Source organism: Paenibacillus sp. AD87, from assembly GCF_001659845.1.
Lineage (GTDB): Bacteria > Bacillota > Bacilli > Paenibacillales > Paenibacillaceae > Paenibacillus > Paenibacillus marchantiae.
The window spans coordinates 1,638,479-1,655,338 of record NZ_LXQN01000007.1 but is presented as its reverse complement, the minus strand read 5'-3'; the positions used below and the strand labels follow the sequence as shown (position 1 = coordinate 1,655,338).

The 16,860-nt window shown below is 45.6% G+C and carries 19 protein-coding genes; 4 read left to right on the top strand and 15 right to left on the bottom strand.

Annotation, left to right across the window (positions count from 1 at the left end; genetic code table 11):
* From gpAD87_RS07570 to gpAD87_RS07545, 6 genes are read right to left on the bottom strand one after another with little or no spacing between them, the layout of a single operon-like run.
* Complete coding sequence (locus gpAD87_RS07570) at positions 1–810, bottom strand: ABC transporter permease (protein WP_064637218.1); 810 nt, start codon at positions 808–810, stop codon at positions 1–3.
* Positions 807–1,790: an ABC transporter ATP-binding protein gene (locus gpAD87_RS07565; RefSeq protein WP_064637216.1), complete on the bottom strand. Its 984-nt coding sequence runs from the start codon at positions 1,788–1,790 to the stop codon at positions 807–809. Before gpAD87_RS07565 ends, gpAD87_RS07570 begins: the two co-directional genes overlap by 4 nt.
* 58 nt (positions 1,791–1,848) lie before the next feature.
* A complete protein-coding gene (locus gpAD87_RS07560; RefSeq protein WP_063562798.1) occupies positions 1,849–3,024 on the bottom strand; it encodes a radical SAM protein in 1,176 nt (391 codons plus the stop codon).
* Positions 2,996–4,102, bottom strand: a complete 1,107-nt coding sequence (locus gpAD87_RS07555) for a hypothetical protein (protein WP_064637214.1) — start codon at positions 4,100–4,102, stop codon at positions 2,996–2,998. The genes gpAD87_RS07560 and gpAD87_RS07555 overlap by 29 nt, the downstream gene beginning before the upstream one ends.
* A gap of 22 nt (positions 4,103–4,124) precedes the next feature.
* Positions 4,125–5,516 (bottom strand): hypothetical protein, encoded by a 1,392-nt coding sequence (locus gpAD87_RS07550; protein ID WP_064637212.1) that lies wholly within the window; start codon positions 5,514–5,516, stop codon positions 4,125–4,127.
* On the bottom strand, positions 5,503–5,778 hold the full coding sequence (locus gpAD87_RS07545; RefSeq protein WP_064637210.1) for an acyl carrier protein: 276 nt from the start codon (positions 5,776–5,778) through the stop codon (positions 5,503–5,505). Before gpAD87_RS07545 ends, gpAD87_RS07550 begins: the two co-directional genes overlap by 14 nt.
* A 349-nt stretch (positions 5,779–6,127) precedes the next feature.
* Here gpAD87_RS07545 and gpAD87_RS07540 point away from each other — a divergent pair, with 349 nt between their 5' ends.
* Positions 6,128–7,006, top strand: coding sequence for an aminoglycoside phosphotransferase family protein (locus gpAD87_RS07540; RefSeq protein ID WP_064637208.1), 879 nt, complete (start codon positions 6,128–6,130; stop codon positions 7,004–7,006).
* A gap of 508 nt (positions 7,007–7,514) precedes the next feature.
* Here the strand turns inward: gpAD87_RS07540 and gpAD87_RS07535 are convergent.
* Both gpAD87_RS07535 and gpAD87_RS07530 read right to left on the bottom strand, forming a co-directional pair.
* Positions 7,515–8,408: an aldo/keto reductase gene (locus gpAD87_RS07535; RefSeq protein ID WP_064637206.1), complete on the bottom strand. Its 894-nt coding sequence runs from the start codon at positions 8,406–8,408 to the stop codon at positions 7,515–7,517.
* Positions 8,409–8,561: 153 nt separating this feature from the next.
* Positions 8,562–9,050, bottom strand: coding sequence for a GNAT family N-acetyltransferase (locus gpAD87_RS07530; protein WP_064637203.1), 489 nt, complete (start codon positions 9,048–9,050; stop codon positions 8,562–8,564).
* A gap of 174 nt (positions 9,051–9,224) precedes the next feature.
* Here gpAD87_RS07530 and xerS point away from each other — a divergent pair, with 174 nt between their 5' ends.
* Entirely contained in the window at positions 9,225–10,316 is a 1,092-nt protein-coding gene (xerS, locus tag gpAD87_RS07525) for a tyrosine recombinase XerS (protein WP_269453495.1), read from the top strand.
* 206 nt (positions 10,317–10,522) lie between these two features.
* Here the strand turns inward: xerS and mobB are convergent, their stop codons facing one another.
* Both mobB and gpAD87_RS07515 read right to left on the bottom strand, forming a co-directional pair.
* A complete protein-coding gene (gene mobB, locus gpAD87_RS07520; protein ID WP_064637200.1) occupies positions 10,523–11,068 on the bottom strand; it encodes a molybdopterin-guanine dinucleotide biosynthesis protein B in 546 nt (181 codons plus the stop codon).
* A 7-nt stretch (positions 11,069–11,075) separates the two neighbouring features.
* A complete protein-coding gene (locus gpAD87_RS07515; protein ID WP_064640788.1) occupies positions 11,076–12,344 on the bottom strand; it encodes a molybdopterin molybdotransferase MoeA in 1,269 nt (422 codons plus the stop codon).
* 173 nt (positions 12,345–12,517) lie between these two features.
* Between gpAD87_RS07515 and gpAD87_RS31395 the strand changes: the two genes are divergently transcribed.
* A complete protein-coding gene (locus gpAD87_RS31395; RefSeq protein WP_082935032.1) occupies positions 12,518–12,808 on the top strand; it encodes a restriction endonuclease in 291 nt (96 codons plus the stop codon).
* A gap of 113 nt (positions 12,809–12,921) precedes the next feature.
* Here gpAD87_RS31395 and gpAD87_RS07510 read toward each other — a convergent pair whose 3' ends face one another.
* The 5 genes from gpAD87_RS07510 to gpAD87_RS07490 all read right to left on the bottom strand — a co-directional run bounded on the left by gpAD87_RS07510 (position 12,922) and on the right by gpAD87_RS07490 (position 15,852).
* Entirely contained in the window at positions 12,922–13,668 is a 747-nt protein-coding gene (locus gpAD87_RS07510; protein WP_064637198.1) for a DUF4247 domain-containing protein, read from the bottom strand.
* Between the two features lie 11 nt (positions 13,669–13,679).
* Positions 13,680–14,186: a DUF4178 domain-containing protein gene (locus tag gpAD87_RS07505; RefSeq protein WP_063562808.1), complete on the bottom strand. Its 507-nt coding sequence runs from the start codon at positions 14,184–14,186 to the stop codon at positions 13,680–13,682.
* 23 nt (positions 14,187–14,209) lie between these two features.
* The gene (locus tag gpAD87_RS07500) at positions 14,210–14,611 is read right to left on the bottom strand and encodes a DUF350 domain-containing protein (RefSeq protein ID WP_063562809.1); all 402 of its coding nucleotides are present in this window, start codon (positions 14,609–14,611) and stop codon (positions 14,210–14,212) included.
* A 95-nt stretch (positions 14,612–14,706) separates the two neighbouring features.
* On the bottom strand, positions 14,707–15,378 hold the full coding sequence (locus gpAD87_RS07495; RefSeq protein WP_064637196.1) for a PspA/IM30 family protein: 672 nt from the start codon (positions 15,376–15,378) through the stop codon (positions 14,707–14,709).
* Positions 15,379–15,507: 129 nt separating this feature from the next.
* Complete coding sequence (locus gpAD87_RS07490) at positions 15,508–15,852, bottom strand: prenylated flavin chaperone LpdD (RefSeq protein WP_064637194.1); 345 nt, start codon at positions 15,850–15,852, stop codon at positions 15,508–15,510.
* 149 nt (positions 15,853–16,001) lie between these two features.
* Between gpAD87_RS07490 and gpAD87_RS07485 the strand changes: the two genes are divergently transcribed.
* Complete coding sequence (locus gpAD87_RS07485) at positions 16,002–16,790, top strand: polysaccharide deacetylase family protein (protein ID WP_064637192.1); 789 nt, start codon at positions 16,002–16,004, stop codon at positions 16,788–16,790.
* Positions 16,791–16,860: the final 70 nt, after the last annotated feature.

Here is a 16,860-nt window from a genome sequence, read left to right as displayed (position 1 = left end):
CTACCCCCCAACCGCTGAATATTTCTTCATGGATATGCGCCACGTTAGATGGGATAGCCATAAGAACAGGAGTATCCACCCCAACTGGATGAGCAATCCTTGATACATCGCCGCCACTTCCGTTTTGCCGCTGAGCACATTGACCGGAAAATAAATGGTATACGGAAACGGCGTGTACTGAAGTGCCTCCACTATCGAATCCCCGAAAATCTCCAACGGAAACATACCTCCGCTCAGAATATTCACGAGCAGACTCGTAATGACGAAAAAATAAGAGATTTCATTTAGATAAAAAGCACTTGCACAGATGCAATAAGAGATCAAGAAATTGAGCAATAGCGCCCCCGACAACGTAACGACGAACAAGATTAGCCGTATGACCTGGAACTCAAGCACACCACCGGCAGATGATATCCAGATAATCCCGACAAGCAGCACAGCTGTAACGCCGTAATAGATCGCCTTCTGTCCGAAAAAGGATACTAGCCGATATCCGAAGTAACTAACCGGTTTGATCAAATACTTGTTGAGACCGCCGTTCTTGATGTCGTCGACAATCTGGTGCTCGAACTGGGTAGCGATCAGCTTGGAAACCAAGCCCGCCAAGATCGTATACAAAATAATTTGATTATATGAATACGAGAATAGCGCCGTTTCGCCGGAATGTTGGTACACCGCTGTCCATATAAAATACTGGACAAGAATCGGAAACGCGGCTCCGAGAAGACCGAGAAAGAAGTGAAATCGGTATTCCATCGATTGCTGCACACCCATCGAAAATACAGCCGTATACAATTTGCGTCCATTCATCCGACGGATTCCTTTTGGTAGAGCATCGATATACTCTCCTCGATCGGCACATCCTCAATCGTCCAGTCAACGATTGGAAACGAATCGAGCATAGCACGCGACACTTCTTTTAGACGGTGTTTGGGCAGTTCCAGAACAACGCTGTAGTCGTCTGCGCTGATCATTTTTCCGAATTTGGCCAGCCGCTGCTCGGCAACCGGTTCCGAGAACTGCAACTTTACAATTTTGTGCTCGCCAAACAGATCATTAATCTTATGAAGATCTCCGTCATACAGAAGACTTCCTTCGTTAATAATGATTGTCCGTTTGCACAGGTCCTCCACGTCCTTCATGTAATGGCTCGTCAGCAGGATCGTGGCGCCAAACTGCTCATTATAGTATTTCAGAAATTCCCGCACCCTCTTCTGAGAGGGGAAATCCAGGCCGATCGTTGGCTCGTCAAGATACAGCAGCTTTGGTCGGTGGATCAGAGCTGCGATTAGCTCCATTTTCATACGTTCACCCAAGGACAGCCTGCGAACCTGTACATCCAGCAAGTCTTGCACATCAAGCATCTCTGATAGTTCGGCAAGACTTCGACGATAGAGATCATCCTCGACGTCATATATACATTTGTTTAAATAAATCGAATCGCTGGCAGGAAGGTCCCACCAAAGTTGATTTTTCTGACCCATTACAATGGAGAACAGCCGTTTGAATTCGTTCTTTCGCTCCCAAGGTACATAACCAAGTACGTCGGCTTCTCCACTTGTGGGATATAGAATGCCCGACAACATTTTGAGCGTTGTGGTTTTACCTGCTCCGTTCGGACCCAGAAATCCAACGCACTCTCCGGGGCCGATATCGAAGGAAACGGATTTAACCGCTTCCTTCACAAGTGATTTGCGAGCAAATAAGTTTTTCAGTGAATGTTTGAGTCCTGCTTCTTTCCGGTAATATATGAACGATTTGTGCAGTTCCCGTACACGGATAAAGTCCATCCCCGCTCCTCCTGAATGATTGCATGTTTTCCCTTATTGGCGGCTAAAGTTAAAGCGATTAAACTCCGTTGTTATACAGAAGCACGCATTTGGAGCAAATCGGTGTCAGACCGCAGGCCAGAATCTCGCGTTGTTTTCGCAGATCCTCACCGTGGAAAATATCGGCCACACTTTCTTCGTATAAATTACCGACACTGAATTCCGGAAAAAATTTGCATGGATTGACCTTACCATCTGGCATCACGTCCATCCGGTTCGAGATCGAGAAACACTTGGTCCGATTCATGGCTGGCTTTTCGCTACCTCGAATAAAACCTTCTACTTCTTCGGGCTCCAGCGCAGGCTGATAGCGGATACGTACATTCCACACTCGTGAATTGACTCGTTTAAATTCCTCGATTAATGTGTCGAAGCGGTCCGGTGAGATGTGAAACGTGAAAGAGTGCCAGCTATTCTTGTGGTCGCTCGCAAAGCGGGAAGCAAGGTGTGGAAAGTGTGCATCAAAGTAGGTGTCCATTTTTTCCGCCGTATCGGAAGGGATGTACCATGGGAAGCAGAAGTACACGGAATCAACGCCCAGCTCTTCAAAGAATTCCATCAAGCTATACAGCTGATCGACCATCTGGTCATTTACGGTCAGAGCTACGGACACTTTACCTTTGTACAAGCCCTGCTTTTGCAGATCCAACAGCAGCTGTATGGCGTGAATCACTTTTTTGAATGTGCCTTTACCCCGAATCGCGTCATTCTCCTTCTCGAATCCTTCCAGGCTGACCAGCATGACTAAATTCTTAGACATTTTCAAAATGGAATCCAGCTTTTGTTCAATGAGAATCGCGTTTGTGCAAATGGTCGTATGCCGGTCTTCCTTAGCCAGCAGTTCTGCCAGTTCATCGAACTTGGAGTAAAATAGCGGTTCTCCGCCCCACAGGAACACACGTGATTTGCGTTCTCTCGTTTCGGCCAACAGTTTCTCCACGACGGGAATCTCGATTTCGTCTCTCTTCACTTCACTGGCAAAGCCGTGATGGAAGCCATCTGGATTCCATTCAAAGCAATGCTTGCAGCGCAGGTTACAGCCGTTATTAAGCTTGATTCCGATCTCATAAGGCACGGGTGCGGCATACGTCGGGTCCTCCCGGCGTTTCCTTCCCGTTTCCGCGAGTGGAACGAGGGTTCTTTTCATATTTTGGAATGTCAGCTTATCAAACGTAACTGCTGTTTTCGGCTGCATGCGTTTTCCTCCCCAAATGATTAATTTTTGATCGCTGCTCCAGTAAACGTTCATACATTTCTTCGAGATGTTGTTCCGAGTAATCTAGGGCTTTCCATTCCGCAAATCGGATACCGAAACCACAGGATTCCCAATACTTTGAATTTTGAAGCTCATGGTCACCAAACGGCTCTAACATGACAAAAGGTATTCCGTAGGACAACGAATCGTTCAGTGTCGCTCCTCCGGGCTTGCTGATAATGGCAGCACAATTGCGCATCAGATCCGTGTAAGCAGAGTAATCACGGAGCGGAATTGCCCGAAGAATGCCTTCTTCACGAACATATCGGTTCATTGGTGGGAACGAATGCCGCCCCTGGGCATCCCGACTCCACGGATTCCATGAAACCTCTGTTCCGAAGTAGTGTGTGCTCCCATCGTCCTCCTCCACCTCGGAAGGATCGTAGACGATCACATCCAGCAGGTAACCAAATTGACGAAGCTCTGCAATCGTTGACGCGTATGTTCCTATCCCCCAGCCGCCGCCATGGATCAGAATGCGCCCGTCACGCTGTGCATAAGCCAGAAGCTCCTTTTCATCTGAGGCAATATAGAAGTCTGGAGACAACCTTGAAGGCTCGTAAAGCCAAACGTTCTCGTAGTCCGGATACAAGGACTTGTGTACCTTAAACGATGGCGTATCGCACACATCCAAGCGGATCAGTTGAATATCCAAAGGCGTGTGCGCAATGGCTTTGTACCTCTGCAGGATCGGAAGCCAAAAACCGGTAAACACAGCAAAATGAGATACCCCATCACGTATCCAGGAGTCCAACAGGAACTGGACTTCCGCTTCATTCAGGGAAGAGTCTACAGGCTTGGCCAGTTTATGCCCCATAAGGGCAACGGAGAAATCGGCATGAAATGCTTTTTTGGTGGAATTAATCTTGCACCTGATTTCTTCATGATACAGGTTCTCCAGAACGTGAACGTCCGTTCTAACACCTCTTTCTTGCAGGTACGTGTTTAGATGCATAGCCGGAATGTATGCACCAAGCGAATTGCCCGACGCAAGCAGGGTAACCGAAGATGAATTCATGCGCAGCCTCCGCATTCCAGAATTAGTTGTACACTTTAATGGACAAGTCAGCGAGTACCTGCCTCAGACTTATGATCAGTTCATTACGATGTTCGTCATCACGGCCCACGACCGAGATATACAATCGTCCCTTCGGCATACCCCGATGGCTCTGGATTCCCTCGGATATACGCCGAGAGGTCAGAATATCATTCACCATTACGGTGTTAGATGAAATAGGCATAATTCCGTACTCACCTTGCCCTTTGAATAGAAGACCGGATACATGCAAAGCGTCCAGCAAACTTCCAAACGTAAAGCCTTCAGGTAGACCGAGAGACAGAAAGGTAAGCAGGCCGCTATGGCCGTACGTTTCCCAGTCTTTATCGAGATATGCATTAATGAGACCCATGGACTTGCGTGCGTTAATCTCGACAATGGGTACGATATCGCCGCCCTCCAGAATCATGGAGTCGAAACACACGAAGCCGTGGTATCCGTCCTCGAATAATATTCGAAGTGCCTTTTCCATCGTATCAAAATAACCCGCGTGCTCCAGTAGAAGGAGCAAAGCCTCATCTGCTCTAATAGACCCGCCGTAATTCTGCTGTTGATTCAACATACACTGAACCGAAAGGAAATCCCTCTCACCGCTCTTATGAATGAACCAATGTGAGCTGAAATCGATCTCTTTTCTCAGCAGTGGTTCCAACAGGAATTGCGAGCGCAATCCTCTTCTCTCCTGCTTATCCAGATGCTCTGCTATCCTTCGCTGCATGGCTTCATTTTCAATGAGCATATTGCCCTTGCCGGAAACACCGAATGGATCTTTCAGCAAATACGCCCCTCGCTTCAGTAACGTATTTCCAACAGCCTGTACTTCTACTACATTGTTCACTTCTGTGCCATAACACTTTTCCCCGATCCTGGTCAGCAGTCGGTTGGAGTAAAATTTGGAATTTACATACTTAACCGTCTCAAGGTCGGGCAAAGACCCCAACGACCCTTCGGCACGCAGGTACTCCTCCGTATCAGCCGTAATGGCATAAGGAGAGAGCTGTTTTACGTTGTGGGTCAACATCGCTTCACGCTGTTGATCGTCTGAAGCAAGACTGAACATGCACTGCTTAAAAACGTCCGGTTCGGGTAAGGAACTCTGTTCATCGTTCAAATCAAAGTGGTAACGGCTATGAAAGGAAAAACCTAACCCGTTCAGATACTCGTACAGCTTTGGATCAATTTTGCAGCGGGTGTAGAGGATATCGTCAGGCCCACAAAATGGAAATAACAGCTCGTCCATACATAGGACAATGGATTCCCTGTCCTTATCAGGCATAGCAGGTAGCTTGGCTAAGTCCGGATCCCTCCATCGCGTTTCGGGATCAAACGTCCCCATAACGATCGTTGGAATTACCCCGGCCTCACTTCTGGACATCTTCGTACAATGATTGCTCTTGAGACTGGCAGCTTTTCAGAAAGGTTATAAATGTGTCGATCGATTGGAGATGCTCGTAATCGAATTCGTCATAGTCAATGATTACGTTTAACTGATCCTCGACTTTGAGCATAAACTGGATCATTTGCAGAGAATCGAGACCAATATCGTTATTCAGTTCCGTTGCTGGGGATAGGGATTGGCGTAGTTCCGGTTGGTCTTCTTTGATAGCGCACAAAATATCTACAATTTTATCGTACATGACTACACTCCTTTAAAGTGATAATTGTGTGAGGTACAACCGAAATTATTACGCTTACATATGCATTCAAATCAAACCTAAATTCGGTTTTGATTTCTCCTCCCTCTTCCAAAGTTACAATTATTATCTTTATAATGACATTTTATGTCAAGGGATAAAAACCTATGATATTCTACTCATAACAGGGCTTCTACCAACTAAAAAATCGCTAAATATAAGGTTTTTTCCGGGTCTGCCCTCCTCATTTCGTTTTAGACGATTTTCTCCCTTTGATAAAATCAAGACAAATTGTTAAAATTTATGTACTAACGTTAGAACCCATCCATTTAATAGAAAATGAGGCGAGAACATGATTGAAATTACGATTGAACTGGTTCGTCAATTAGTCGATAGTCAATTTCCGAAATGGAGAGGCTTAACGATAACACCCGTAGAAAAAAGCGGGCACGATAACCGCACCTATCGATTGGGAGACGAAATGACAATTCGTTTACCCAGTCATGAACGTTACGCATCTGCTGTAGAAAAAGAACTGACGTGGCTTCCAGTTTTCAAGCCTCTTCTGTCCTTGCCCATTCCAGCTCCCATTGCAAAAGGTGAACCTTCGGACGACTATCCCCTTCCCTGGTCGATCAACCAATGGATCGCAGGCGAGACCGTCACGCATACCAACGTAATCGACCTAAGCGTTTTTGCAGAAGACCTCGCTAAATTTCTGAGAGAACTCGAAGCCATTGATGCTAGTTACGGCATACCCGCAGGCATTCAAAATTTTCATCGCGGCGGGAACTTAGCGGTTTACGATACAGATACAAGGACTGTCATTGGAAAGGTATCCGGCGAATACGATCCAAAGCTTATGACTGAAATATGGGAGCTTGCCCTGGCAACGAAATATCAAGCGGCACCGTTATGGCTCCATGGTGATGTTGCGGTAGGTAATCTGCTCGTGCAAGATGGACGACTATGCGGAGTCATTGATTTTGGAACTATGGGCGCGGGCGATTCTTCTAGTGATCTTGTGATGGCATGGAACTTTTTTGATAATGTAAGTCGTGATATATTCTTAAGCTCCATGAATGTTGACCAAGATACGATTAATCGTGCCCGTGGCTGGGCTTTGTGGAAAGCACTCATCTCCTACCATTGGAATGAACCAGGCTCGGAAGCCTCGAATTGGGGAAAGCATGTCATAGATGTCATTATTCGTGACTATAAATCGCTCTAAACATATGAGCCAACCAAAACCCTATGCAGGGCGCAAAGCCCCGCGTAGGGATTTCTTTCTGCTTATCCGTAGGTTTGTTTTGCATTTTATTTTATCCATGCCATTTATCCTCGAAATCATCTGGCAATATTAATTGCAAATCAGTGTTGACATGAAGCCGAGGATAAGGAGTTCGTTATAACGGGTTGATGAGATGACGTAGTGGAGATGCAGATATGTACAGGGGAGCGTAAATTGATTTTTCTATTGTGAATTTTTCATATGTTGAAATAATAACATAGTGTGCGAAGAAAGGTGCAGGTGAGTTAACGTTTTAAGCTACACGATTAAATTTCCCCATAATTATTGGATGGAAATATGGCGGAAGCACCCCCTCCCTATGGAGATAGCCAGTTCGCTTTTATTGTTGTGAATTTTTCATATAATGAAAATATAAGGTTGTTGCGAATAAAAAAGCCGCCTTTGAGGCGACTTTAGGATAATCACGCTATTTTTATAGCTGAAAGAATTAAGTTCGTCCAGTCCAGTCAGCTCCCGCAATTTCTTTCCAACGTTCTCTAATCTCGTCATATAACTCCTTACTCAGAGCTCCCTTGGCGACAAGATCGGCATTTTGCTGCCAACGGTTAGGTTTTGCTGTACCCACAATCGCCGTGTCTACCCCTTCTGTACTGAGCGTAAAACGTAATGCGGTTTCAACGGCTGCTTGTGCATCTTCGCCCAGAAAACCATACCCAAGTTCGCTCAAGCGTTTCCAATATACAAAGGCATATGCTTCTTCCGGAAGCGAGTCATACGTCCATGCCGCATTGGCAATGGGGCGTTTGGCAATAACACCCATATTTCTCTTTCTCGCTTCAGGCAACGTCAGATCGATGGCTTCCTGATCGGCAATGTTCAGCGAGGTTTCCAAGCTGTCGAACACGCCTGTCTGAATCGCATAAAGGGCATCCGTCGTATCGCCGCTATACCCAATAAATCTTGTTTTCCCAGCTTCCTTGGCTCGTTGCAGCACTTCTATGACTGCTCCTTGCCGAAGTACTTCTTCAGAGCAACTATGAAGGTGGATTACATCAACGTATTCCGTTTTTAGTCTTCTAAGACTACGGTCAATCGTTTGCTCTAATACTTTGGCGTCCCAATCTGGGCCATCTACCCCAGCGGCATGTCCACATTTGGTAAACAAATAATAATCGTCTCTGCGATGTGATAGCACATCTCCAATTAACTCTTCACTATCCCCATAACATTCAGCCGTGTCAATGACGTTTAACCCTGCATCCAACGCACTGTTAAGCAATGTTTCTACATCTGCTTTGGATACGTTCTTGCCGATCTCCGCCCCACCAAACCCAAGTGTACTTACTTTCATGCCAGTGTTTCCGTAATTACGCAGTTCCATGGATCATTTCCTCCAAGCTTCGTGAATTTGGTTACAGATAATGAAAGTACATAAAGTACAAATTAGTCTTCGGTATGTATTACCCTTATGTTGGGTATTACACCCACTTGTTCATCTTACTTTATTTCCTCCAACACGGATACATCCGTTGAATCAGGTTACGAAGAACTGACTCGGGTTCCCCAGTTCAGGATGAAATTTCTCACGAAAGCGGCCTCCCGTGTATTCCCCTATGATTTTCCGCCAGAATGCTTGAGCAATGACATTGTTGCGAACCTGGGTTACTTTCCACCTTCCCGGAAAACGTTCAAACAGCTCATAAGCTGCCCGGGTACCCACTCCACTACGCCGGTATTTCTGCATTACAAAAAACTCGGTCAAATAATAGTCATTATCTTTGCTGCCTGGTTCGCAACGTTCTACTAATGCAAACCCGGCGGGTGCCTCATCACTCGTAATCAAAAAAGGAAACTTACGGTCTTCCTCTGACCAAAAAGCGTCCAATCCGGGATACTCCGGGAAAACACCGTTACCATCCACATCAATATTCAGATATTTTGTAAAATCATATAGATAAAATTGCATTAAGTGCCGAATCACCTGACTGCGTTCCCGGGGAACCAGCTCTATTTTTATATTCATCCGGTTCACCTCCTCTGCTCTACTTATAACTCATACTTTAAAGATTTACACCGCTAAGGGCAAGGAAGCATGAATCTGCTTATTCCGGTTCCGTGAACAGGCTGTGACGATCTAAATATGGTAAACTAGGATATAGCATATTTTAGAAATTACTTTAACATGGGGGTGCCGAACTTGACCAATGTGCAAAAAGAGATTGACCGACGCAAGCTGGATGACAAACTGCCTTCCATGCCTTGGTTCGTTCAGCAATTCATTGACTATAAATTACCCGACTTATCTCCTTCAACTTTGCTTGAATATTTAAGGGATTATGAAGCCTTCTTTGGCTGGTTACGCGCAGAAGGATTATCTGAGGCAAGCTCTAATAAGGAAGTTACATTGCTTGAACTGGAAGTCCTTCGAATGGAATCAGTGACATCATATCGATTATTTTTGGCTACCAAACGTGAAGGAGCCAACTCCAGAATCACGGTTTCCCGCAAGCTTTCTTCTCTGCGTTCGCTCTTTCATTATTTAAGTCAGATTGCGGAAGACGAAGATTTCTACCCCCTGCTGAAACGAAATATTATGGCGAAGATTGAGATCAAACGTACCCATAAACCCAAAGATACAGCAGCCAAACTAAAGGGTAAACTTCTGGAAGAAGAAGAATTACTGGAGTTTATCGGATACATCCTTGAAGGATATGCCGTGGATATGGAAAAGAACAAACAGGCGATTTACTCACACGAGCTAAACAAAGAACGGGATGCCTGTATCGCCAGCCTCATTCTGAATTCGGGTTTGCGTGTATCTGAAGTGGTGAACCTGAACGTGGATGATCTGGATCTCAACAATAAGCTGCTGTATGTATATCGCAAAGGTAATAATGATGAGACATTTAAGACGCCCGTGTATTTTAGAGAACAAGCCAAGGATGAACTCGCAACTTATATCAATCTGCGCCAGTCACGTTACCGCACACCCAAACGGGAAAAAGGGTTGTTTATCGCTCTTCGCAATGGAGATTCCGAAGGAAGTCGGATGACCAAACGGGCCATACAGGCCATGATCATGAAGTACGCCAAACAATTCGGGAAGCCGTATCTGACTGTGCATAAATTGCGTCATTCTTTTGCGACCGACTATTATTTGCAAAATGATATCTATAAAACAAAAGAACAGCTTGGACATGCTTCTACGGAAACAACCGAAATTTACGCGCATCTCACGGATAAAACGATGTCTGAAGCAATTGAACGTCGCACTGATGAGGGGATATAGTCTATTTATACACCTTAAGTATGCCGATTCATTCGATTCGTTTAGATTCGTTAGATTCATTACAAGGTAACTTAAAAAAAGCGATTCTTTCAGGAGAATGTTCCTGCAAGGATCGCTTTTTCTATTTTAATTCATTCGCAAAATTAATGAAAACTTGTTCTTTTCCTTATATTTCGTATCATCAAGTTTACATAATAATTATTTCGTCATAATTTTCTTTTCTCTTCATGACCCTCAAGCGAAACCAGCCATCTTGCTATATCCTCTGTCTCATGAACAGAATGCCAAACGAGGCCCTCTCTTTCCTCCACACATTCACTCTTGTCATGCTTCAGCCATGAAACAATCCCGACTACATCCTGTAACGTCTCTAATAGAGAGAGGTCTTTCTCTTCACGGACCATGACCAATTTGGGGTATGGCGCTTGTTTGTATCCCTCAATGAGAATCCAGTCGTACGCTGACAGATATTTTATCATGTCTTCCAGCGGCGTCGCTTGTCTTTCAATGAGTGCAGTACGTTTCTCCGACATGACAACGACTGCATCGGCCCCTGCTTGAGCAAAGCTGTAGGAATCGGTTCCTTCGTGATCCATCTCAAAATGATCATGTCCATCATGTTTTATTACAGCCACTCTTCGTCCAGCAGAGGTAAGGTACCTCGTAAGCGCAGCAATTAAGGTGCTTTTGCCTGTGTTCTTATATCCAACAATCTGCATGATATGTGGTGAAGTGCTGCTTGTTTCAGCCATGTATGACCTACCTGACATGACCTGTGGGAAGTCTGAGAATTCGAACCTGCTTACCAGCAGGAATGCCTTTTTTCTCGGGCGGAACAACGATTAGGCAATCGCTATCTTTAATGGTAATCATAACACTGGATTCATCCACACGTGCGGCAGAAGGCTTAGCATACACCATTCCGTTACGTATCTCTGTCCGTCCGCGTACAAATCGCGTGAAATTGTTGACCTTTGTATAGTCATCATCCAATATGGCTGTCCATTCCTCCAAATATGGATGAGCATCAGCCTGCATCGTACGAATCGTTGGCCGAACAAACAACCCAAAGCCGACAAAACAAGCCCCCGGATTGCCAGAAAGCGCAAATAGCAGCTTGTCATTAACCACAGCAGCCGTCGTAACACTGCCGGGACGCATAGTCACTTTGTTAAACAGCATCTCCATATTACCTTCCCGAACCAGGTCACCCATAATATCATAATCTCCTACGGATACCCCACCTGTTGTGACCACCATATCATTATGTTCAAGCGCTTTTGCAAGCTTCGTACGTGCAGTATTTACATCATCTGCAATCGAACCATACATAACCGGCTCGCCCCCCGCTTCAACGACCAGAGAACGAAGCATATAGCTGTTACTGTTCCGAATACGCCCGGGTTGCAGCGGCTCGTTCACTTCCAACAGTTCTGTACCTGTTGCAAAAATGGCTACCTTGGGGCGTTTATATACGGGCACTTGGCCTACGCCGAATGTTGCCAGCACGGATTGTTCACCTGCCTGAATAATCGTTCCTGCCTCAAGCAGCAATTGGCCCTCATGAACTTCCAATCCAATTGGCGTAATGTTGGCCTCCGGCTGAATCTGGCGCTTCAGGGCAATCCATTGTTCCCCATGCTCTTCTTTACTTTCAGTCATCTCCATCATAACAACAGCATCTGCACCTTCCGGCACCTGAGCTCCTGTCATGATCCGAGCAGCTGTACCAGATGTAATCGTAAGATCCGATGTATACCCGCAAGGAATTTCATCAATGATACGGAGCCAAATCTGCTGTTCGCTGGATGCTTCAATCGTATCCGAACTTAAAATCGCGAACCCATCCATTCCGGAACGACGAAAGAATGGGTAAGGATGGGGAGCATGAATTGTCTCAGCAAGCGTTCGACCATGTGCTTGCTCAAGTGTTACTTTTTCTATTGAACCCGAACGGACATGAGCAGCAACTTTCGCCTGCGCATCCGGTACTTGTATAGCTTTACGGATAAATTTCGCAGTCGTCATATCCGTTGAATGTGAATTTATTTTCAATGGTGATAGAACCTCCCTCGATCATTTGTTCATATTTAAAAAGTGTAGCCCGAAAGCTAGGTCATGACAAGTACTCTCCAACAACCCATTCACATGAAAGACGAATGGACAGACCATAATATGTAAGAGAAAAGGAGCTGAACTATATGAATCAACGATGCGCTTTATGTGGAAGGGAGCCTGTCGAGACAACAGTCCATCACCTGACACCGAAAGAAATGGGCGGAACGCACATGCCTACTGCCGATCTGTGTATCCCTTGCCACAAACAAATTCATTCTCTATATACCAATCACGATATTATTACCTTAGGTTTAACTGAAATACAGGCACTAAGGAAAGATGAGCGCATCGCGCCTTATATCCGCTGGATTCGCAAACAACCTGCCACAACCATTCCTCGTGTTCGAAAATCCCATCATGTCCGCAAATCGTAAAACAAAAAGAACAGCGTCCAAGGTCACTTTCAGTGGCATAGCTCGCTCCACCTTACCTTTTCACTGTTCTTCTGCGAATGATTTAATATTGCGGGCCCGAGTCATGATTAATGCTACCTACGCCTCATGATTCGGCCGCCGCCAACCCTTGTTTTGGGCTTTTTATAGGAGCTCTTCGGTGAATCAAACAATCCTCCAAGGCCACCACTGCTTTTATTACGATCAATTGTGCCTTTGCTTTGTTCCTTATTTCGGCTGAATAATCCTCCACCGGAGCCTACACTTGAATCCTTATCGCTGCCACGGCGGGTAATCGACCCCTTCCGGTCAACGGTAATCGGTGGAGCAACCTTTTTATCTTTACTCGTCGGTGTCCGATAAGAACCTTCACTTGGTTTGTACGTGTCCTTGTTCGTATAACCACGATACGTACCGGACCCTCTACCCCCAAACGAATCAAACAAATTACCAATTAATGTTGCGGTTAAGTAACCTTGCAAAAATGACGAATCATAATTCTTCCGAACATATTCCTTGGAATCCACCTCAACCAAGGTGTCTTCCGCTTTATTCGGGTCTTGCTGCAAATGATAATACTGGTCCTGATACACCAGGAACATCCGCTCTGTATTTTCCGCCGAGATCTGATCCGGCTTCCGTTGTTCAGATAATTCCTGAGCAATCTCTGGAACGGTACGATCGGCAGCTCGGTACACATAGGATGTCGTGTTACCACTACCGCTGACCGATTCAAGCGGATATGTGTCCTGAACGGAAGGTGCTCCGCACGCGGACAGCAGCGACATCACAAGGCTGAGGACCAGCATTAATTTTAATCCATGTGCCAAGCGCTTTTTCATTGGAACCTCTCCTAGCTCGAACGAATCACTTTGATATCCGCAGGAAGAATAGACTCACCCTCATACAGCGTAAATCTTCTGTCTTGCCACTCCACACGCAAAAGCATGTTATCATCAGACTGATATTGCCATACTAATTGTTCCCCAGCCTGACCATAGGGTGTCCTGCCTGCAGTGGTTACCATTCCTCCGTATTCTTCCTCCAGATGATACGCACGTCCATCCAGATCCAGCAACGTAGGCACCTCGTCTGGTGCATCAAGACGGCCATCAATTGGTGTATAGAGGGCATACCGGGTCATTTCCCGTTCTTCAATATGCAAATGTCGGATTGCCGTACCATCCTGCAACGTGAGGACAGCCGCATTCCGCGCTCGATGATGTACCCGTCCAACCACTTCATAGGTGACCAGCGAAACCTCACAGATATCACCAGGTGCCAGCTGAAGCATTGTTTTCTCTGCCTTAGGAGGTTCAGGTTTGGCTATTATTCCTTTAATCCGTTTCCACACACTCATACCCATTACTCCTGTTCTTTATCTTATAAACAAGCTGCAATAATTAATGCGCCCACGATATGTAGTGCACCCGAGAACAAACCATAACCTGTCTTGCCCTGCTGTATTCCCGTATCCAGATCCAGGTTGGCCCATCTCCGAATCATAAAGTGAACCACACTCTCCAGAATTAGCAAAATGATAAATGAAACAACGGATACCAGCAACGCTTCTCCAAGATGACCCGCTGTCGAAATGGAGGTGGCGAGTACATATCCCTGAGCAAACAGCTTCATAACCATACGTGTTGTAACGGCCATATTGCCCGCCTTCACTTCGGCAAAATCCTTATACTTCGTGAACAAAGAATCCACATACATTAAGACAAACAGCAAAACCGAACCCGATAACGTCCAGACCAGCATTGCCAAAATGTTCAAATCCATTTACGTAGCCCCCACATCTCAACATGAACCGCAATTAAAAGCGAAGGAGAAACGCTGGTCTCTCCTCCGCTGGTGCCCCTGCTTGCTTACAAGGTTTAGTTCTTATTTTCGTATTGCTTCATCAATGCTGCCAGTTCATCCTCAACAGCCTGATCCTTGCCCAGCTTCTCGAACTCATCATCCAGCGATTTTCCTTTGGACGACATCTCATTGCTGGCTTCAGCCTGAGCTTCCATCTGCATCATTTTTTCTTCCATACGCTTCATGCCGGCACTTGCAGTATCGGAGCCAAATCCGTTCAGCGCCTTGTTGATTTCGGTTTGAGCTTTTGCAGCGTTGTAGCGCGCAACCAATGTTTCACGTTTATTTTTCATTTGGGTCAATTGTTTGCGCATTTCTTCCAGCTTGCCACGAAGGTTATCGGCAGAAGCCTTGTTTTGATCATAGCTTGTTTTGTATTCAGCCATCTTCTCTTCAGCCACTTTTTTCTCTTCCAGTGCCCGACGAGCCAAATCCATATTCTGTGCACGCGCTGCTGTATGTGCTTGCTCCTCACGTTTCTTCACGAGAGCTTCCTGTTCTTCGAACAGCTGCTTGAATTTCTTCTCAATAGCGATCTGTGCAGCAACAGCTTTCTCCGCATCTTCCAGATCTTCCTGCATATCTCGGATATATTGATCCGTCATCTTGATCGGATCTTCTGCCTTGTCAATAATAGAGTTAATGTTAGACATCGTTAAATCGCGCAATCGTTTGAAAATGGACATTATGGTATTCCTCCTAGTCGATAGTTCATCCTTGTATATAAACATACATACGTGGCAATGTTCTACTCGTTTCAATTTTAACAAAAAAAATCATAAAAAACGATTTTAGCCTACTTAGCGTACATCGAACTATTGAATCAGTTGACTAGTTTGGCACAGCTCTTCATCAAGCAGCTTCTCTGCAGTCTGCACAATCTCATCAATCTGCATGCGCGTAATTGCATCAAAGTGAATCCCCATAATCACGGTCACGGTTACTTTTAAATGTAGGGCAGCATTACGTGCGAGCCTTTCACACAGCTCTTGCTCTTTATGCCCCGGAATATGCATCGTAGCCCCGCTTACCCGCTCACGGTCCGGATAAAATGTCGCTACTGCTCCAATATGTGATCTGCCTCCAGTTACCATAAACACCTTGTCTTCCCCTGCCTCAATCACCTGTAAACGAACGGAATTTAAGTCGTATGTACTCATCCTGATCCACCTGTCCTTTTATATTTATATATGGTGGAATTATGGCTCCGATTTAATAAATCAGCAATGAAACATCTCACATTATGCATAAATACGGATGGCCCCGGGCATACCAAAGAGAACGCAATTTGGGAAAAGGAGGCACTAACATGCGTGTACGCCTCATCATGTTATCCATCATGGTCATTCTTCTGGGAGGAAGTTACGCTCCTGCTCAGTTATGGGCTTCTTCAAGCCCGCAAACCGAACCTGCTTCGAAGTCTGATTCTTCCGAAGAGGAGCAGCTGACGCTGGGACAGCTCAGACAGAAATATGCGGATACATTCAAAACAAATGGCCCCTCGACAAAAAAGGTCGCACTGACTTTTGATGACGTACCTGATCCACGGTTCACCCCGCAGGTGTTGGATATTCTAAAAAAATACAAGGTGCGGGCTACGTTTTTCATTGTGGGACATCGCGCTGAGAAACATCCGGATTTAGTGAAACGCATGGTAAAGGAAGGGCATATTGTTGGCAATCACAGCTACAATCACCCGGAGTTCAGTAAGCTGTCCATGAATGCATTTCGCAAACAAATCTTACATACCGGGGATATTATTCGGAATCTGGCGGGCTACACTCCCAAAATGATTCGTCCACCTTATGGCGACATTAATGAGCAACAGCTGCAATGGGCGGCCAAACAACATTACAGCATTGTGAATTGGAACGTCGATTCCCTGGACTGGAAGGGCCTCTCCAAAGAGGAAGTCAAACAAAACATCCTGTCGGCCGTTAAACCAGGTTCCATTGTTCTGCAACATGCAGGAGGCGGTGTCGGATCGAAGCTGAGTGGTACCATCGAGGCGTTGCCTGAAGTTATCGAGGAATTGCGAAACCGCGGGTACGAGCTGGTGACTTTGGACGAAATGCTGGAACTGCCAAAGGGTAAATAGGTTTAGAATACGGCAGTCGGATATTCAAAAGGGTGTCCTTCATTCACATTATCGTGATTGGAGAACACCC

Coding starts and splice junctions, on each gene's coding strand:
- gpAD87_RS07545 (WP_064637210.1), bottom strand. CDS start 5,778: ATGTACGATAAAATTGTAGATATTTTGTGCGCTATCAAAGAAGACCAA.
- gpAD87_RS07550 (WP_064637212.1), bottom strand. CDS start 5,516: ATGTCCAGAAGTGAGGCCGGGGTAATTCCAACGATCGTTATGGGGACG.
- gpAD87_RS07555 (WP_064637214.1), bottom strand. CDS start 4,102: ATGAATTCATCTTCGGTTACCCTGCTTGCGTCGGGCAATTCGCTTGGT.
- gpAD87_RS31395 (WP_082935032.1), top strand. CDS start 12,518: ATGAATCAACGATGCGCTTTATGTGGAAGGGAGCCTGTCGAGACAACA.
- gpAD87_RS07485 (WP_064637192.1), top strand. CDS start 16,002: ATGCGTGTACGCCTCATCATGTTATCCATCATGGTCATTCTTCTGGGA.
- gpAD87_RS07540 (WP_064637208.1), top strand. CDS start 6,128: ATGATTGAAATTACGATTGAACTGGTTCGTCAATTAGTCGATAGTCAA.
- gpAD87_RS07500 (WP_063562809.1), bottom strand. CDS start 14,611: ATGGATTTGAACATTTTGGCAATGCTGGTCTGGACGTTATCGGGTTCG.
- gpAD87_RS07535 (WP_064637206.1), bottom strand. CDS start 8,408: ATGGAACTGCGTAATTACGGAAACACTGGCATGAAAGTAAGTACACTT.
- gpAD87_RS07565 (WP_064637216.1), bottom strand. CDS start 1,790: ATGGACTTTATCCGTGTACGGGAACTGCACAAATCGTTCATATATTAC.
- gpAD87_RS07505 (WP_063562808.1), bottom strand. CDS start 14,186: ATGAGTGTGTGGAAACGGATTAAAGGAATAATAGCCAAACCTGAACCT.
- gpAD87_RS07490 (WP_064637194.1), bottom strand. CDS start 15,852: ATGAGTACATACGACTTAAATTCCGTTCGTTTACAGGTGATTGAGGCA.
- gpAD87_RS07570 (WP_064637218.1), bottom strand. CDS start 810: ATGAATGGACGCAAATTGTATACGGCTGTATTTTCGATGGGTGTGCAG.
- gpAD87_RS07510 (WP_064637198.1), bottom strand. CDS start 13,668: ATGAAAAAGCGCTTGGCACATGGATTAAAATTAATGCTGGTCCTCAGC.
- gpAD87_RS07530 (WP_064637203.1), bottom strand. CDS start 9,050: ATGAATATAAAAATAGAGCTGGTTCCCCGGGAACGCAGTCAGGTGATT.
- mobB (WP_064637200.1), bottom strand. CDS start 11,068: ATGGCTGAAACAAGCAGCACTTCACCACATATCATGCAGATTGTTGGA.
- gpAD87_RS07495 (WP_064637196.1), bottom strand. CDS start 15,378: ATGTCCATTTTCAAACGATTGCGCGATTTAACGATGTCTAACATTAAC.
- gpAD87_RS07560 (WP_063562798.1), bottom strand. CDS start 3,024: ATGCAGCCGAAAACAGCAGTTACGTTTGATAAGCTGACATTCCAAAAT.
- gpAD87_RS07515 (WP_064640788.1), bottom strand. CDS start 12,344: ATGACGACTGCGAAATTTATCCGTAAAGCTATACAAGTACCGGATGCG.